This is a genomic window from Chryseobacterium lathyri (assembly GCF_019970085.1).
Classification (GTDB): domain Bacteria; phylum Bacteroidota; class Bacteroidia; order Flavobacteriales; family Weeksellaceae; genus Chryseobacterium; species Chryseobacterium lathyri.
Map to the genome: position 1 here is coordinate 462,315 of NZ_JAHXYG010000005.1, position 18,063 is coordinate 480,377.

An 18,063-nucleotide genomic window follows, 5' to 3' on the forward strand; every position below is an offset into this window, starting at 1 on the left:
AACCCTTATCTTTGCAGTATGAAATCATTGAAAGTCGTTTTTTTAGGAACCCCGGAATTTGCAAAAACTTCTTTGGAAGCTATCCATCAGTCGAATCATGAAGTTGTAGGTGTTGTCACTGTTGCCGATAAAGCCAGCGGCCGCGGACAAAAAATCAATCAGTCACCTGTAAAGATCTATGCTTCAGAAAATAACATTCCTGTTTTTCAGCCGGAAAAATTGAGAAATCCTGAATTTTTAGAAGAACTCAGAAAACTGGATGCTGATGTTTTTGTGGTAGTAGCTTTCAGAATGATGCCTAAGGTTCTTTTTGAAATGCCTAAAATGGGAACTTTTAACCTTCATGCGTCTCTGCTTCCTGATTACAGAGGAGCGGCTCCTATTAATTATGCAGTGATCAACGGTGAAGAAAAAACCGGTGCAACGACATTTTTTATTAACGAAAAAATAGATGAGGGAAATATCCTTCTTCAGGAAGAGCTGGAAATTTTACCAAATGAAAACGCGGGAAGTCTTCACGACAGATTAATGGTAATGGGTTCAAAGCTGGTCGTAAAAACACTTGACGGTTTAGCTGAAAACTCAATTGTAGAAAAGCCTCAACCACATGTTGAACATCCTAAAAATGCTTTCAAAATTTTCAAAGAAGATACCAGAATTGATTGGACAAAAGCGTCAAAAAAGGTTCATCAATTTATCTTGGGAATGTCGCCCTATCCAGCTGCTTTTACAACTTTAAAAATCGGCGAAGAAGAAAAAGGATTAAAAATATTCGGTGGGAAATTTGAAATTTCAGATCATGGAAAACCTTCCGGAACTTTGGATATTTCTAAAAATGAGTTTAAAATCTATACAGAAGACGGCGCTTACTTTCCCCAGGAGCTTCAGCTTGAAGGCAAAAAAAGGATGAACGTGAAGGATTTCCTTAATGGATTTAGAAATTTTGAGGAAATAAGCAGGTAAGTTTGAGAAAGAGATGTGGAGAGTTTTAGCGTAAACAAGTTAAAGCTTAAATAATTTGAAATCTGATGTCTAAATCTTGATTCTCCCATTCACCATTTACTTGCGAAGCAAAATTCACCATTGACGTAAGGGTTAAACCTCTCAATTCCCACTTACAATTTTCCGGCGGATTCTGCTGATAAATTCAGGAGTTACTCCTAAATAGGCAGCGATCTGGATATTTGTCAAGCGGTGAGCCGTTTTAGGATATTCTTTCAGGAAGTCCTGATAACGTTCATCGGAAGGTTTGCTTAAATTATCAACAATCCTTCGTTGCAGGGCAATGATTGACATCTGAAACTTCAGTCTCATCAGCCTTTCAATTTCAGGAATTTCCCGATAGAGTCTTTCTTTGTCTTCTTTAGAAATTAAGAGGATCTCACTGTCCTCAATAGCCTGGATATTGAGCTGGGACGGGATCTGATTAATGAAGCTGTCTATATCAGAAATCCACCAGTCTTCCACTCCAAAATATAAGATCTGTTCATCTGCATTCTTATCTGTACGGGACACTTTAAAACATCCGCTCAATACAAATCCTTCCGCTTCGCAGATGTCTCCTTCTTTTAAAAGAAAATCTTTTTTCTTTATTTTCTGAATACGGAATGCACTGCAGTATTTTTCAAGTTTTTCATCTGAAATCTCAATATACGTTCTGATGTGTTTCTTTAAAGACTCTGTCATAGTTTAAAAATAAAAAAAGGTTTAGAAAAATCCTAAACCTTTTTATTAATTTTATTTCTATAAATGATCAGTAATGTTCATTCACAACCGACCATTCACAATTCACTTTTACAGCTGAACCAACTCCGTCACCTCTACATCATATCCACCAACCTGTGGCTTGATATTAGGGTTTTGTGTGATCACTTTGAACTTATTGATTCCCAGATTTTTCAGGATCTGTGTTCCGATCCCATAATCTCTGTAATTGTATGCTAAAGTAGGATGCTGCTCCTGTCCGTCCTGGTAATTCAGGAACTGCTGAAGTTTTCTCAATGTATTTTCAGAATTTGAAACGTTATTGATGAAAATAACAGCTCCTTTTCCTGCTTCATTTACCATATTCGTTACTTTCTCCAGTAAAGGTTTTTCACCGTTATTCAGTCTTGTCAGTACATCAAAATAAGAATCTGAAGACTGAACTCTTACCAAAACAGGCTCATCAACCGTCCATGAACCTTTTGTCAGGGCAAAATGAATCTGGTCATTGGATGTTTCTCTGAATGCAAAAAAGTCAAACTCCCCATAAGCAGTTTTTACTTTTCTTTCTTCCAGCCTTTCGATAAGGTTTCCTTTTTTAAGCTGATAATGGATCAGATCTTCAATGGAAACGATCTTCATATCATGTTTTTGGGCAAAAGCATGAAGTTCAGGCAAACGTGACATGGTACCGTCATCATTCATAATCTCACAGATTACCCCACCTTCTTTCAATCCTGCTAAATTGGTAAGATCAATAGCAGCTTCTGTATGTCCTGCTCTTTTTAAAACCCCTCCTTTTCTTGCACGAAGCGGGAAAATATGGCCAGGTCTCATGAAATCTGTAGGCTTGGATTTTTCATCCATCAAAGCTAAAATTGTTTTGGCTCTGTCACCTGCAGAAATTCCTGTAGATGTTCCGTTACCAAGAAGGTCAACAGAAACGGTAAAAGCGGTTTCCTTAGGATCACTGCTTCTGCTTACCATGACCTCAAGGCCAAGCTCATCGCATCTTTTTTCAGGAAGCGGCATACAGATCAGCCCTCTTCCGTGAAATGCCATAAAATTGATAATTTCCGGCGTTGTCAGTTCTGCAGCACAAAGAAAATCGCCTTCGTTCTCTCTGTCTTCATCATCTACTACTATGATTATTTTACCATTTTTAAGGTCTTCAATAGCCTCTGGAATGGTATTCAATTTAATATCAGACATGTTTACTTTTTATTTGTGCAAAGATACTTATAAAAATGAGCATCTGCCAATTAATATGGATGGTTTGTTAGGCTTTGGATAAAGAGTTTACTGCCTCTCTGAAAATCTCATAAGATCTCAGTCTCTTCTGGTGATCGTAGATATGTGAGTTGATAATTAATTCATCTACATTGAATTTTTCCTGAAAATTTTTCAGTTTTTCTTCAATTTCTGCCTGATCTCCTATCAATGTATATTTTAACTTCTGAAGCACCATCGATTTCTCCATGGGCGACCAGATGTCATCCATATCCTCCACGGGAGGAGCAAAAGGTTTCCTGTCATTTCTTATGATATTGATGAATGCCTGGAATAAAGTAGTGGAAATTTTATGCGCTTCCTCGGAAGTTTCTGCTGCCACTCCATTAACACACGCCATCACGTAGGGTTTATCTAATTGTTCTGAAGGCTGAAAATGTTCTCTGTAAATTTTAAAAGCCATTTCCATCTGCTCAGGAGCAAAATGTCCCGCAAAAGCATACGGAAGCCCAAGTTCCGCAGCCAGCCACGCACTGTCTGTACTGGATCCCAAGATGTAAAGCGGAATATCCAGACCTTCACCGGGAATGGCACGAACTAGAGCATCAGAATTTTCTTTCGAGAAATACGTCTGTAGTTCTAAGATCTGTCTCGGAAACTGCTGATTGATGACCGCTGGGTTTCTTCCTAAAGCCTGGGCAGTAAGACCATCGGTACCGGGAGCTCTTCCCAAACCAAGATCTATCCTTCCCGGAAAAAGAGATTCCAGGGTGCCAAACTGTTCTGCAATGATCAACGAACTGTGGTTCGGGAGCATGATTCCGCCGGATCCTACTCTAATTGTTTTTGTCCCGTTGGCTATAAAGCCAATCAGCACTGTAGTGGCAGAGCTGGCAATACTTTCCATATTGTGATGCTCAGCCAGCCAGAATCTTTTATAATTTAAATTTTCAGTATGGTTTGCTAAAGACAAACTGTCCTGAAAGGTATCGTGAATACTTTTTCCCTGCTTTACGGGAGCAAGATCAAGTACCGATATTTCAAAATTTTTCATATTTTAAATTTTAGGTTTAAAACCAGACAAATTTAAACCTAATAAATTGCATTAGTTACTTTTTGTAATTGATAGGATGGATTAGCTAGTTCAGGAAAAAACTATTGGAATTTGAATTTCAATAACAATCTTTTTACTTATAAGAAATTGTATATTTGATTTAAATAACAGGATTAATCCAAAACCATGAAATCAAAAATAATGTATATCGAAAACAAATCCTACGGTCATCATGGACCAGCATGGATCGGCTTTGTAGAGTTTTCAAAGTCAGGACAAACTGTTTATTTTAATGGTAAGGCTTTGAAAAAACTTAAAAATCCTGGAATTAGTGGAAATCATTTTGACATAGAAACAGGTAAAGAATATTGGGTTTCAGGGGTTAAGAAAAACGGGCAGGACAGACATCAATTTGGAGGTGGAAAAATTATGATTGATATAGATTCTATTGAAGACTATTTAAAGCTTGTTGATTTTAATATCATAGATGAGAAAAATTTCACAAAAATTGAATTTTCAAAAACTGATAAAAATAGATTCAATGAAATTGAAAATATTGAAGTAGAATATAAAAATGAAAGCCGAAGCGCCAGTTACTGGGACAATAACAAACGAAAATTAATCTTAGATTAAGTTATAATCAGCTTGATTTTCATGATTAGGGTCTAATCCCCAAGGTGAGTATTTATAATTCAATATTAAAAGAGGTGCGTCCAAAACAGAAGAAACTTTTTTCTATGGAGAAAGATAAACGGAGATATCAAAATCGTCGGTTATAGAGTGAATCAGGATCTCCTGAATAAATAAAAAAAGACTGTCTCAGTTTTGAGACAGTCTTTCCTGTTATATTGAATCATTCTTCTCTTTCTTAAAATTATAATGATTAATCAGAATCCTGATTTCATTAAATTCAAAATCATTAGGCAAAGCATTCTTCCATTCCGTTAAGGTTTCATGAGGATTTCCATAGAATTCTTTTTCAAAAGCTTTGATTTTATCCGAAGTGATCACTCTTGAAATATCCAGTAAGCCCTGTTCTGCAAATTTTGCTAAATGGCCGATCACGGTTTCTTTTACCAGGCCTCTTTCCATAGCAATTTCACCAATGGTTTTTCCTTGTTCAAATAATTGGAAGGTCAGAACCTGGGAAGGAACTTTTGCAATCTTTAAATTGATTTCTTTGTCATTTTTTTCATCTAAAAGCTTCGTTTCCAACAGATGAATTTCTTTCAGGCTGTTCAGGTATTCTTCAGTATCTTCCAGCCAGTTTCTGAATTCCTCATTATACTGTTTCAGTCCTTTTGCCCCTTTAATTTCGGCATAGAACTCCTTCAGCGGATTAAATACTTTGTCTCTGATTTCTGTGAAAAAGAAATTAACTGCTCCTTTGGTTTTGCTTTCAATCTCAGACCATTCTTCTTTGTTTTCAATAAAATTATTAACCTTCTGGGAAATTACCCTCTCCAGTTTTTCAAAGATCTTTCCAAGATTGACAATTTCGTGTTTCAGCTGAAGATACAGCTGGTTTGTTTTTACATGATCAATACTTTTTGTAGTAATGGACAGTTTGTTCCACTCCTCTACTTCATTCAGGAACCACAAACAGTTGACGGTCCGGAGTACTTTTTTGATGCTGTAGTCATATTTTTCGCGGTTCAGAATGGCTTCTACATTATCATTGGCAAGGGTGCTTCCCTGAAACTGCAGAATTCTGTTGTCTTTAAAAATAACTTCAGGAGTAATTTTAGATTTCAAAACAATGCCTTCCAGCGTACGGCATCTTGACAACGCTACATAAACCTGTCCGGCCGTAAAACTTTTACCTGCATCAATGATTACATTATCGAAGGTCAAACCCTGGCTTTTGTGAATGGTAACTGCCCAGGCAAGCTTTATAGGAAACTGCTCAAAGCTCCCTAAAACTTCTTCTTTGATATTTTTTTCGGTATCCAGAAAATATTTTTTCTGTTCCCAGACTTCTCTTTTCACCGTAATTTCTCTTTCACTGCCATTAAGAACAACTTTGATCTCATTATCATCTAAAGCAGAAATTTCACCCAGCTTTCCGTTGAAATATTTTTTCTCACCGGTAATATCATTCCTGATGAACATGACCTGTGCCCCGACTTTCAATTCTAAAAACTGCTCGTTCGGAAACTGGTTTTCTTTGAAATCGCCAAAGAGTTTGGCTTCATAGGTTTTAACGGTCAGATCAATTTCTTCCAATTTTTCCTGGTTGATCTCATCCGCCATCTTATTGTGTGAACACAGATAAACGTATGATTCAGTTCCTGCCTTAAAATCAGGATCATATCTTTTATTAAGCTCTTCAAAATTGATATTGGCAACATCGCCGTCACGGATTGCATTCAGAATATCCAGGAACTTTTCATCCGATTGCCTGTAAACTTTAGTTAATTCAATGGTCAGAAGCGGAATATCTTTAATGGCAAGACTGTCGAAAAAGAATGGTGACTGGTAGCACATCTTTAAAATATGTTCATCTCTTACCACCGGCGGAAGCTGGTAAAGATCTCCAATGAACAGCATCTGCACCCCACCGAACCGCTGATTATTTCTTCTGATAAATCTCAGCGAGAAATCCATCATATCGAGAACATCAGCTCTCAACATGGAAACCTCATCAATGATAAGAACCTCCACTTCTCTTAAAAGTTTAAGCTTATCTTTTCTGTATTTGAAATGAGGCATCAGGTCGGCAATATTATTTGCCAGACTCCCGTCGATACGGTCCGTGGTCGGTAAAAAAGTCCTTAAAGGCAATCCAAACATAGAATGGATGGTCACTCCTCCTGCATTAATCGCAGCAATTCCGGTAGGGGCAACCACAATATACTTCTTCCTTGTTTTCTTTACAAAATCATTAAGGAAAGTCGTTTTACCTGTTCCTGCCTTTCCTGTAAGAAAAACGCTTCTGTTCGTGTGCTCTATTAAGTCAAAAAAATGATTGTTCATTGTGCTTCAAAATTACGGAAATGAATTTGATTTTCTTACCTTGGCATAACTTTTGAAAATTCTTTAACAGAAAAGAAATTATAATGAAAAAAAATTTCATATATACTCCACTATTAGCATTATGCACTATGTTTAACTTGGTTTCATGCAATACATCCAAGAACGCGAATACCAATCTTCCAAAAGATATTTCTGAAAGACCTGCTGATGAGGACAGTCAAAAATATGAGCAGGCCCAGCTGGATAAGTTGAAAGCATCCATTCAATCTGAAGTATCCAAAGAAAAATGTACGGCCGCTTCGGAATGGACGTTTGCTCCAATGGGAGCCAAAGCCTGTGGTGGACCTCAGCAATACATTGCTTATCCTAAAAAAATAGAGACCATCATCCTGCCAAGAATTGAGGAATATACACAGAAAGTAAAAGCTTTCAATGAAAAATATAATATCACTTCTGACTGTATGATGGTGATGCCACCAACATCTGTGAAATGTATCAATGGAAAAGCACAGCTTATAACGGCAGAACAATAAGAAGAAAAAATCAAAGCAAAGGTTATATATCCTGTTGAAAAATCAACATAAAAACTCATTCAGGAGTTTATACTAAGGATTGAAAAAAGCTCTATCAGTATGATGGAGCTTTTGTTTATTTGTGTTTGCTTCAAGATTTGAGAACCAAGATGCAAGAGCCAAAAATCAAGATTTTAGATTACAGGCATGAGACTTTTTCCCAGTGAAGTTTAGCAAGTAAAAAAGTTTCGGCATGACGGATTCGCGGTTCGAACCAGCAACTATCAACCAGAAAATCAACTAAATAAACTCTCAAACCCGAAAACTCTCCAACTCGAAAACTCTAAACTAACTCCCCACTTTCAGGTTTTCTTTATACCACGAAGAATATTTTACGTAATTATCTGCAATTCTATTGACTTCTCCTTCTAATAACTGAGCCGAAATATCTTTAATTTTCTTTGCAGGAACTCCGCCCCAGACTTCTCCTGATTTAATATGAGTTCCCTGTATCACTACAGAACCAGCTCCTACAATGGAGTTTTCTTCTACCAGGCAGTCATCCATAACAATAGCTCCCATACCGATTAGTACGTTATCTTTGATGGTACAGCCATGAACAATCGCATTATGTCCGATGGAAACGTTGTTTCCAATATTTAAAGGGTGTTTCTGATACGTACAGTGCAACATAGCATTGTCCTGAACATTTACTTTATCGCCCATCCTGATGTAATGTACATCTCCCCTGATCACTGCATTATACCAGATACTGCAGTCTTTTCCCATGGTAACATCACCGATAATGGTTGCCGTTTCTGCCAAAAATGTACCCTCTCCTATCTGAGGTGTTTTCCCTAAAAGTTCTTTTACAATTGCCATAGTTTTAATTTGATAATTTGAAAATGAGTCAATTCGAAAATAATAATTCTAAAACGGCTGCTTCTATTCTCTGTCTTCTAATTTTAAATAACCGTGATAGCAAAAATCTAATTTCTAATCTCTAACTTCTAATTTCTAATTGCGTATTTTTGTATCTCAAATTTAACGAAAAAATGCGTACGATACTTATAGAACCAACTGAAAACCCGAAAGTGATGAAATTTGTCGCGGATTATAACCTGATCCCGGGCTCATTAGAGTTGGACAGAAGTTCAGATATTACAGAAATTCCTTTAGCTCAGGAACTTTTCAACTATCCTTTTGTGGAAAGAGTTTTTATTACAGCTAATTTTGTGGCTGTGGCAAAACAGGATACTGTTGAATGGAAACATGTAGCAGACAGCCTGAAAAATGTCATTGAGGATGAATTACTGGCCAATCCAAGAATTTATCTTCAGAAAAGAAAGGAAATGTATCAGATCTATGCTGAAATGACTCCTAACCCTAATGCGATGAAGTTTGTTTCCAATAAACTGCTTATGGAGGGTTTTGTGGAAGTAAAATCGAGAGAAAAATCTGAGGGTGTTCCTTTGGCCCAGGCTATCTTTAATGAATTTGATTTTGCAAAAGAAATTTTTATTTCTGACAATTTTGTGGCTGTAACAAGAGATGATTCCGTGGAATGGCATCAGGTAATGATGGCTGTACGTGGTTTTATTGCTGAATATCTTCAGAGTGGAGGCGAAATTTCAAATCTTGAACCTCAGAAGCATGAAAATCCCGTTGAAAAAATCATCAACAGAGATTATACCGATGACGAGCAGAAAATTTCAGATATTTTAAATGAATATGTAGCTCCTGCAGTGGAAAATGACGGCGGAAAAATTTCCCTGATGGAATACGATCAGGAAAGTAAAACAGCCAAAATGCTGTTACAGGGAGCCTGCTCGGGATGCCCAAGCTCAACTGCTACTTTGAAAAACGGAATTGAAAATATTTTAAAACAATTCGTTCCGGATTTAGTGGAAAAAGTAGAAGCTGTAAACGGATAACTGCTCTTAAATGGTACCCGGAAAGAAAATCTTGGTCATTATTGGAAGTGCCACAAAAAATTCCAGCAACCTAAAATTAATAGAACAGGTTCTGGAAAAACATCCGGCAGCCAATTTCCACATCTATGATGATCTTTCTGCTCTTCCGCATTTTGACACTTCATTAACGGATAATGATACACCAGACGAAGTACTAAAGATCAGGGAAGAAATTGAAAATTCGGCAGGTGTCTTGTTTTCTACTCCGGAATATATTTTCAGCATTCCCGGCAGGTTGAAAAACTTATTGGAATGGTGTGTCTCCACGACTGTTTTTTCTGAAAAACCGGTTGCTGTCATTACGGCATCTGCTAATGGAGAAAAAGGGCATGAAGAATTGGTAATGATTCTGAAAACACTCGGAGCCCAAGCAGAAGATCAGCATCAGCTTTTAATAAGAGGTATAAAAGGAAAATTTAACGATAAAGGCTTGGTTGAAAATAATACCTTTGCCCAAGTGTCAACATTGATAACAGATTTCGAAAACACTGTTTCTTAATAAAAATTAAAATATTGGATAAAAAAGGAATTTTACTGGTAAATCTTGGTTCTCCAAAATCTACAGCTGTAAATGATGTAAAGGAATATCTTGATGAATTTTTGATGGATGAAAGGGTCATCGATTACCGCTGGATATTCCGCGCTCTTTTAGTTCAGGGGATTATTCTTAAAACAAGACCTGCAAAATCTGCAGAAGCCTATAAAACAGTATGGACAGATGAGGGTTCTCCTTTAATTGTCATTACTGAAAAAATCCAAAAGAAACTGCAGAAAGTAGTTGATGTGCCGGTAGAAATCGGAATGAGATATGCTGAACCAAGTATTGAAACAGGTATTCAAAAGCTAGTTGATCAGGGGGTTTCTGAGATCGTCCTATTCCCATTGTACCCGCAATATGCAATGAGTACAACGGAAACGGTAATTGAAAAAGCAGAGGAGGTACGGAAAAAGAAGTTTCCGAAGGTAAAAATTAATTATATACAGCCTTTTTATAACCGGGAAATCTATATCAACTGTCTTGCGGAAAGCATAAAGGAAAAGCTTCCTGAAAACTTTGATGTTTTGCAGTTCTCTTATCATGGTGTGCCGGAAAGACATATTTATAAAACAGATCCTACAAAGACATGCAATCTTAATGACTGCTGCTCAAGAGATAATAACCCAAGCCACCAGTTCTGCTACCGCCATCAGTGCTATAAAACGACGGAAGCTGTTATTGCCAAGATAGGGCTCCCAAAAGAAAAAACAATTGTTTCTTTCCAGTCTAGATTAGGAAAAGACAAGTGGATAGAGCCTTATACGGATGAAACTTTAGAGACGATTCCTAAAAAAGGAGTAAAAAACCTGGCTATTGTCTGTCCGGCTTTTGTTTCCGACTGTCTGGAAACCCTAGAAGAAATTTCAGTGGAAGGAAAGGAACAGTTCCAGCATGGAGGCGGGGAAAACTTTCACTACATTCCGTGTCTGAATGATGAAGACCGCTGGATCAATGTAGTAAAGATACTCTGTGAGGAAAAACTGAATGATTTTTATCTGGTATAAAAATATCGGTATATAAAATAATAAAAGGCCACAAAATAAATTTTGCGGCCTTTCTTAGAAATATATTAAAATTTATTTTTTGATCAGGTTTCCTGCTTTCTGTCCGTTAACCGTTACTACATATACTCCTGAAAGTATATCAGAAGGTAACCGAACATCTACTTTATTGTTACCTTTAGTAATTTTGATCTTTTCAGAAAGTTCTCTTTTTCCTGTAAGACTTACTAATTCAACAATTCCGTTTCCTTCTTTTCCTTCAAATTCAACAGTAAATTTGTCGGTAGCCGGATTCGGGCTGATAGTGTAAAGCAAGGCTTCCGTTGCTGCCACTTTTCCAGCTACAGAAGTTCCTCCGCCAACGCCTACTGCATTCCATGCATTGGTTACCTGAGTAACTTCAACTCCACCAGCTCCGTATAGATCTGCCGCTGCCTGAAGAGAAGAAGTTCTTGCATTGGCATAAGTAGAAGAAGACGTAAGATAAGTCGTTAGTGTTCTATAAGCAATCGCTGCTGCCTTATCTAAGCCGATTCCTGTAACATTATAAGCAAAACCATTATCATTTGTACCAGAACCTCCGGTTACTAATAGATAATACCAGAAATTAAGTACTCCCGAGTTAGTATGGACTCCACAATAATCATTGGTAGTTTGTCCCGGTACTGCACAGCCTGTGGTAGTTGCATCTTTCCAGTATGTTCCTTTATAAGTATCGGGCTGGCTGTAAGCATTAGGATTAGCCATATCTCTGATCACATAACTAAAGTCTTCACCCAGCTTCCAGCTTGCCTGAGTAGGTCTTGCCCAACGTTCTATGCTGTTTCCGAAAATATCAGAAAAACCTTCATTCAATGCTCCTGATTCTCTTTGATAAGCCAGATTGGCTGTTTTTGAGGTCATACCATGGGTAATTTCATGGCCACAAACATCTAATGCCGTTAACGGTTTATTTCCGTTTGTTGAGCTTCCGTCTCCATAAGTCATTCTGGAACCATCCCAAAAAGCATTAAAATAGTTGGTTGAGTAATGTACGTAAGATTTTATGGCAAAATTATTATTGTCTATACTCTTTCTGCCAAATTTCGTATAAAGATAATCTAAAGTCATTTCAGCTCCCCAGTGAGCATCAGTAGCATATTGATCTTTATTGGTGTTTACGTTGTTCCAGTTGTTATCGGTATCTGTAAAGTCTACTGCACTCGAATAATTGGTACCTTTTCTCAGGTTGTAAGTTTCTACGGCTGTGCCGGTATTTCTTCCTGTTTCTCTTAATCTGTAGCTTCCATTATATGAATCTGCCACGATAGATCTGCTTCCGCTGTAAACAGTTGTAGCGGTTCCTGGAGCATTGGTTTCGTGAATCAACGCATCAGTTCCTAAAACTGCGCCATTTTTAGCATCTACGAAAACGTATTGTCTGCTTAATGGTTTTTCTGCATAGATATCAAATTTGTAAGCAAGCTTCAGATCAGTCAGCTTTTCATCAGAAGGATCTGAATAGTACACCAATTCTCCTTTTGGAGCAAAAGTTGCATTAGGATTTTTAGATTCGTTTTTAAGGAATTCCTCTTCTTCCTTGTTCTGCCATTTATAAGAATCGGCCCCTACAAAAGATAAAGCACTCTGTAATGCAATACTTTCAGAAATAGCCGGTTTTTTTTCTGCAGATGCAGGTGCTTTAAGGATCCATTTTCCGGTTTCCCCTACTACTTTGCCCCCTTTTGTTTGCACTGCCATCATTCCGTATTCTACAGGAATATCATTAATGGTCTGCTGGAATCTGTGGGTTTCAAAACCAAGTGCATCTTTTTCTGAACCTAGTCTTAAACCTTGTCCCTGTGAAACTCTTTTAGTTGTTTCATCAAATAAAACAGGCTGTCCCTTAAAATCTGGTCCGTTTTTGTCGAACCTGATAAGTTCTGCATGAAGTCCGTTTTTACCAGAGATTAATTTTGATGGATTTTCCTGCCCAAAAACAAAGGCAGAGGCTGCAATACTAAATGCAAAGATAAATTTTGTTTTCATAAAAATATTATTTTGTTTGAACGTGAGAACGAATTTATATATTTTTCGCAAAGAAACAATGATACCAATAAATAAAACACAATAAATAAATAGAACAATTGTTTTAAATTTAAAATATTTTTAAAAACATTATAATTAATTAAAAACAATTTTATTCCTACAAAAATTATAGACTAATATTTTTTACACAATTCAACATTTTATGAAATATTTTTTTCAATATGCTATGCATAATAAATAATTACATTTAAAACTCTTAATTCCCTCTTCAAATTATTTATTCATCATAGGTTCAAAAAAAAAACCATCTCTTATGAGACAGTTCCCTAAATGGTGTTTTTACTTTAAGTAAATTGCTATTGTATAGAATATTTGATAAAAAGGGGACAGTTTACCCCGAAATTATTTCCCGATAGGTGTTCTGAATTCTCCATATCCCATCAGTCCGTCATAATTACGCCCGAAAGGTGCATAATATAGAAATGCCTGATAGAGGTTTTCGGTTTGCCAGAAATTACCGTTAATTTCTCCAAAGTTCAGAGATCCGTCACTTTCTTTCGTGGCAAGAATATAGTTGTAAAATCCTTGCTTCAGGAATATTTTAGCAACATATTTTTTATTGGCAGCATCATACTGCATCTGATTTTCTTTGCTTGGCTTAAAATTATTAAAACCTCCCAGTACATAAATCTCTTTATCCACAGGATCAGAATCCAGAGAAAAATACACCCATGAATAGTCTGCCTCTCTTTCAGCATTTCTTTCCAGCCCCAGATCATTCCTCCTATAGAACCATGCTCCGTTCACGTCAGGCTGGTACTGATAGTTCAGGGGAAAGGCCCATACCGGATGCAAATAGGTGTGATTTACACCGTCCTTCAATTCCGTAGTACTCACCATATCGGCAGCCATATTCATATTCTTGTTATCAAAATAATAGAATTCGTTATTGCCGGGAAATGTTAAACTCATCTGCTGAAAAAGCAGCTGGTTTCCTAATGTTGCGCTTGGCTTCAAATTATTAACCACTTCATTAGGGTTGTTGTTCTGCATCACGTTCAAAGTCATGGAATTGACATTAGAAGAAAGGTCTCCCGCTTTTGAAGTAGCTTTTACCTCTATCCTTTGGTTGATGTTCGGTTTTTTGGCATCTGCAATTCTTGAGACATTCAAAGCAACCGTTGCAGCATCTTCCACCAGATAAAAACGTTTTTTGAAAAGAGGTCTGTCAGCTGAATCTTTATAAACAATCAGCTCAAAATTTCCAGAAATCTTCGGCTGCATCTTATCATTCGGGAAGGTAAGCTTGTAATGGGTATAAGCCTGTATGGTATTAAAAGAATACTCAAACTTATCTAAGAGTCCATTTAAACTTCCATTGGCAATCTCTGTAAAAAATAAATTGTCATCATTCCAGTTCCGGTCATAATGTTTGATCGTATACCTATAGATTTCGCTGGAATTAGTAAGATCGTCAAAGCTTAAAACAAGCTGTTCGCCAAATCTTATGACAGGTGTCTCATCATTCGTCTGAGGATTGAATAATTGTATACTTTGGATATTTTGTCCAAAAACCAGTCCACCTAAAGAAAGTAAAAGTATTCGCAAAGTTTTCATTATGACGAAGATAACGAAAAATCGGGATTTTCTTAATAATATCGTATTTTTGAAATAAAAAAATATCAGTTATGCTTCAGATTCAAGGCTTCGTTTTCAATTTTGCCAGCGAAAATACTTATATCCTTTACAATGAAAATAAAAATGCCTGGCTGATTGACCCGGGAAACATGAATGAGCAGGAAACTAAAGCTATAGAAGGCTTTATTTCTGAAAACAGTCTTAGGATCGAAAAAATCCTTCTGACCCATGCTCATATTGACCATGTTCTGGGCCTGCAGTGGGCTTTTGATACTTTCAAAGTTCCTGTTCATATGCATAAAGAAGATCAGGAAGTACTGGACATGCTTCAGGCCAGTGGCATGAGGTTCGGATTCTCTGTTGAACCCGTAAAAGCAGATATCAAATATATTAATGAAGGCGAAATTCTTGACCTGGACGGAGAAAAATTCAAAATTTATCATGTTCCGGGACATTCTCCGGGAAGCGTAGTTTATCATAATGAAGACCAAAAATTCATGATCTCTGGTGATGTTCTTTTTGAAGGCAGTATCGGAAGGACCGACCTTTACAAAGGAAACTATGACCAACTTATCGACGGCATCACTCATAAACTATTTATTCTGGATGATGAAACAAAGGTTTTCTCAGGACACGGCAATCCTACAACAATAGGGTTTGAGAAGCAGTATAATCCGTTTTTTAAATAGTTTCGAGATACGGGTTTTTCGAGTTGAAGGGTTTTAGAGTATATGGGTGGGGAGTTTGGTTGCTGGTTAACAGTTGCTAGTTCGAACCGCGAAACCCGCATCCCGTATCCCACATCCCGAAACTTTATGAGTTGCTAAAATTCACCATTCACTTGCGAAGCAAAATTCACCATTGACATTTTACCCCACAAAAAATCAAAACCGCCAGGAAAATTTCCCGGCGGTTTTTTTTATGAAGAAAATATAAGTTTAGAAATCTAGTGTGATGGATGCTCTTGCCGCGGCTCCCATGATCGGTCTTGCCATTCTGATATTCGTTCCCGGTGTAATCTGGGATCTTGGATCTCCTTCTGTAATTCCAATCGTATTAAAGATATTGGTTCCGTCTACTGCAAAACGTATTTTCCCTAACTGGTAAGACATTCCTGCACCAACTTCAGTGAATGAAGGCAGAATATTATCATCTGTATTTCCTTCGTTCTGAAAACGCTTTCCATAATAATTCATGCTTACGTAAGCTCTCCATTCTTTTGTGATGTTCACTGCAGGAGAAATATTAAAATAGAACTTAGGCATTCTTCTTACGGTGTTTCCATCATAATCAAAGGTAGTTCCATCCGCATTTTTACCTACAAAATCTTTGTATTTCGGATTTTGGATCGTCCCATTGAACGTCACTTCAAGAATATTATTGAAAAGTCTTGTGTATCCTTCTATTTCTACCCCAAAGTTCGTGGTGTTGGCGAATTTATTTTCTGAAGTTCCGTCTGAGAATACATCAGTAAATGAAAGGTTTTTAAGCGTAGAATAGAAAGGAATAATTCCGATATCAAAAGTACGTGAATAGTATTTATATCCAACTTCCAACTGATTGGTATCAACGGCCTTGATGGCACTCAGATCTGACATATTATTATAGTAAGCTTCTTCATTTGGCGATCTGAAACCGTGAGAAAAACGGGCGTACACCGCATTTTCCTTGTTGATCTTATAATTAGCGGCCAATGTATAAGATACTTTGTTGATATCATAATACCAGTAGGTATACTTATTACCTAACACTGCCATATTATCATCTGCCGTAGTCGTCGCAAAGCTGTGTGTTCCATCAGTCGTTAAACCTGAATTATTCAGATTCGCGGTTGTTGTATTGACTCCATATCCTTTATAATAGTCACGGCTGTAACGCATTCCTCCATTAAGGCTTAAAGCATCTGTTACGTTATAATCTAAATTCAGATAAACATCATTAAGACTTCCCTGGATCTGTGAATCTCTGATCAGAAAAGACATATCCTTTACCCCATTGTAAGTCTGGGAATATCCTAAATCTGAAGGGCTCATAGATGGATTCACCAGATTTAAAAGCTGTGGCCTGTCTGTGGCTGTTGTTAAAATATTGCTCCAGTTCCAGTATTGATGAGACTTCCAGTTTGATTTGTAGAAACCAGCTGTTACATTTCCTTTATCAAATTTATAATTCACCTGAAGGTCATTTACAAAATTATTCATCTGCTTATCAATAGCCCAGAATCCTAGTTTCTGTATATATTGAGGATTCACAACAGATCCGTTGCTCACCAACGAGTATTGGTAATTACTCATTCCTAAACCGCCTTCACTAACAGGTTTAGTTGCATAATCAGAAGCCAGTTTCGGAGCTCCGGCAGGAAACATTCCAGTATATTCCATATTGATATTGGTATATCGCGTCTTATTCAGAACACTGAAATTATTTCCAAGATCATATTTAAATTCTGCACCTACCACATCTACTTTTGGGTGAATTCCGTTTTCAAGATCTCTTTTGAAAAAGCCTCCTCCAGTCTGTGGAATACTTAACTGGCTGATCGTTCTGTAGCTGTATGTTCCATAATTGGCATCAAAACCTGCAAATTCTTTAAGATCATTTTCGTCTTGAATCAAAGGAATCGGAAGGAAAAATGTATTCCTGTCATCCAGTTTTTTGTAATATACTTTAGCATAGCCTTTATCAAACACATACTTAAGGTTCATTCTGATTTGTCCGCCGTTGTTAGCTCTGAAACCTGTTTTTCTGATTCCGTTATCTGTTCTGTAGAATCCGCCAACGTTAAAGAAAAGCTTATCCTGAACCAATGCGCCGCCTACATTCACATCTGTACGCATCAGTCCATAAGTACTGGTTTCAAGTTTTGCTGTCCCCTTAAAATCATTACTTCCTTCTTTAGTAATAAAGTTGATCAGACCTCCTGGAGAATTGTTTGCATAAATAGAACCTGAACCTCCTCTTAATGCCTCCAGTCTACTTACAGAGTTATCTACACGGAAAAAATTATCCGCATTCGCAAATTGAAGTGCTCCGTCTTCAAAAACCGGAAGTCCGTCTTCCTGCACCTGTACGAATTCATAAGCTCCTGCAGAAGGAATTCCTCTTGCGAAAAGATTATTTCCTACTTCACCACCGGAAGTCTCCACAGCAAACCCCGGAACCCTCTGTAAAAGAGCGGCTGCACTGATAGGATTTTGTTTCTGGATCTCTTTTGCTGTAAAAGTAGAAATAGCGGTACTGGATTCTATTTTCTTTTTCGGGCCGGAGTTTCCGGTAATAACGATCTGGTCTATGGATGACGTCTTGATGGAATCCTGAGGGGTTTCCTGGGCATACGCATTGTTAAAGTAAAGCGTAGCGGTGGCAGCCATTAAAAATATCGATCTTTTTTTCATAGCATGATTTTTAT

General features: G+C 37.3%; 15 protein-coding genes. 7 read left to right on the forward strand and 8 right to left on the reverse strand.

Going from position 1 to position 18,063, the window contains the following annotated elements:
• Positions 1–18: 18 nt before the first annotated feature.
• Positions 19–963, forward strand: coding sequence for a methionyl-tRNA formyltransferase (gene fmt, locus LC418_RS18105; protein WP_223560161.1), 945 nt, complete (start codon positions 19–21; stop codon positions 961–963).
• A gap of 141 nt (positions 964–1,104) precedes the next feature.
• On the opposite strand, the gene LC418_RS18110 is transcribed toward fmt, so the two are convergent.
• The 3 genes from LC418_RS18110 to LC418_RS18120 all read right to left on the reverse strand — a co-directional run bounded on the left by LC418_RS18110 (position 1,105) and on the right by LC418_RS18120 (position 3,988).
• Entirely contained in the window at positions 1,105–1,686 is a 582-nt protein-coding gene (locus tag LC418_RS18110) for a Crp/Fnr family transcriptional regulator (protein ID WP_223560162.1), read from the reverse strand.
• Positions 1,687–1,794: 108 nt separating this feature from the next.
• Positions 1,795–2,916 carry a 3,4-dihydroxy-2-butanone-4-phosphate synthase gene (gene ribB, locus LC418_RS18115; RefSeq protein ID WP_111960525.1) on the reverse strand — a complete coding sequence of 374 codons (1,122 nt, stop codon included), beginning with the start codon at positions 2,914–2,916 and terminating at the stop codon, positions 1,795–1,797.
• A 67-nt stretch (positions 2,917–2,983) separates the two neighbouring features.
• Positions 2,984–3,988, reverse strand: coding sequence for an LLM class flavin-dependent oxidoreductase (locus tag LC418_RS18120; RefSeq protein WP_223560163.1), 1,005 nt, complete (start codon positions 3,986–3,988; stop codon positions 2,984–2,986).
• Positions 3,989–4,174: 186 nt separating this feature from the next.
• Between LC418_RS18120 and LC418_RS18125 the strand changes: the two genes are divergently transcribed.
• Complete coding sequence (locus LC418_RS18125; RefSeq protein ID WP_223560164.1) at positions 4,175–4,621, forward strand: hypothetical protein; 447 nt, start codon at positions 4,175–4,177, stop codon at positions 4,619–4,621.
• A gap of 210 nt (positions 4,622–4,831) precedes the next feature.
• Here the strand turns inward: LC418_RS18125 and LC418_RS18130 are convergent, their stop codons facing one another.
• Entirely contained in the window at positions 4,832–6,964 is a 2,133-nt protein-coding gene (locus LC418_RS18130; RefSeq protein WP_223560165.1) for a helix-turn-helix domain-containing protein, read from the reverse strand.
• 83 nt (positions 6,965–7,047) lie between these two features.
• On the opposite strand from LC418_RS18130, the gene LC418_RS18135 reads away from it, so the two are divergent.
• On the forward strand, positions 7,048–7,497 hold the full coding sequence (locus LC418_RS18135) for a hypothetical protein (RefSeq protein WP_223560166.1): 450 nt from the start codon (positions 7,048–7,050) through the stop codon (positions 7,495–7,497).
• Positions 7,498–7,824: 327 nt separating this feature from the next.
• Here LC418_RS18135 and LC418_RS18140 read toward each other — a convergent pair whose 3' ends face one another.
• Positions 7,825–8,358: a gamma carbonic anhydrase family protein gene (locus LC418_RS18140; RefSeq protein ID WP_111960515.1), complete on the reverse strand. Its 534-nt coding sequence runs from the start codon at positions 8,356–8,358 to the stop codon at positions 7,825–7,827.
• A 173-nt stretch (positions 8,359–8,531) separates the two neighbouring features.
• Here LC418_RS18140 and LC418_RS18145 point away from each other — a divergent pair, with 173 nt between their 5' ends.
• Genes LC418_RS18145 through hemH form a run of 3 tightly spaced genes read left to right on the forward strand, consistent with a single transcriptional unit; the run spans position 8,532 to position 10,991 of the window.
• Positions 8,532–9,410 carry a NifU family protein gene (locus LC418_RS18145; protein WP_223560167.1) on the forward strand — a complete coding sequence of 293 codons (879 nt, stop codon included), beginning with the start codon at positions 8,532–8,534 and terminating at the stop codon, positions 9,408–9,410.
• 10 nt (positions 9,411–9,420) lie between these two features.
• Entirely contained in the window at positions 9,421–9,948 is a 528-nt protein-coding gene (locus tag LC418_RS18150; RefSeq protein WP_223560168.1) for an NADPH-dependent FMN reductase, read from the forward strand.
• Positions 9,949–9,962: 14 nt separating this feature from the next.
• Positions 9,963–10,991, forward strand: a complete 1,029-nt coding sequence (hemH, locus tag LC418_RS18155) for a ferrochelatase (RefSeq protein WP_223560169.1) — start codon at positions 9,963–9,965, stop codon at positions 10,989–10,991.
• Positions 10,992–11,063: 72 nt separating this feature from the next.
• Here the strand turns inward: hemH and LC418_RS18160 are convergent, their stop codons facing one another.
• Positions 11,064–13,016, reverse strand: coding sequence for a M4 family metallopeptidase (locus tag LC418_RS18160; protein ID WP_223560170.1), 1,953 nt, complete (start codon positions 13,014–13,016; stop codon positions 11,064–11,066).
• A gap of 402 nt (positions 13,017–13,418) precedes the next feature.
• Positions 13,419–14,633 carry a type IX secretion system plug protein gene (locus tag LC418_RS18165; RefSeq protein WP_111960505.1) on the reverse strand — a complete coding sequence of 405 codons (1,215 nt, stop codon included), beginning with the start codon at positions 14,631–14,633 and terminating at the stop codon, positions 13,419–13,421.
• Positions 14,634–14,704: 71 nt separating this feature from the next.
• Between LC418_RS18165 and LC418_RS18170 the strand changes: the two genes are divergently transcribed.
• Positions 14,705–15,343 carry an MBL fold metallo-hydrolase gene (locus LC418_RS18170; RefSeq protein WP_111960503.1) on the forward strand — a complete coding sequence of 213 codons (639 nt, stop codon included), beginning with the start codon at positions 14,705–14,707 and terminating at the stop codon, positions 15,341–15,343.
• Between the two features lie 249 nt (positions 15,344–15,592).
• Here the strand turns inward: LC418_RS18170 and LC418_RS18175 are convergent, their stop codons facing one another.
• Entirely contained in the window at positions 15,593–18,049 is a 2,457-nt protein-coding gene (locus LC418_RS18175) for a TonB-dependent receptor (RefSeq protein WP_223560171.1), read from the reverse strand.
• Between the last annotated feature and the right edge of the window lie 14 nt (positions 18,050–18,063).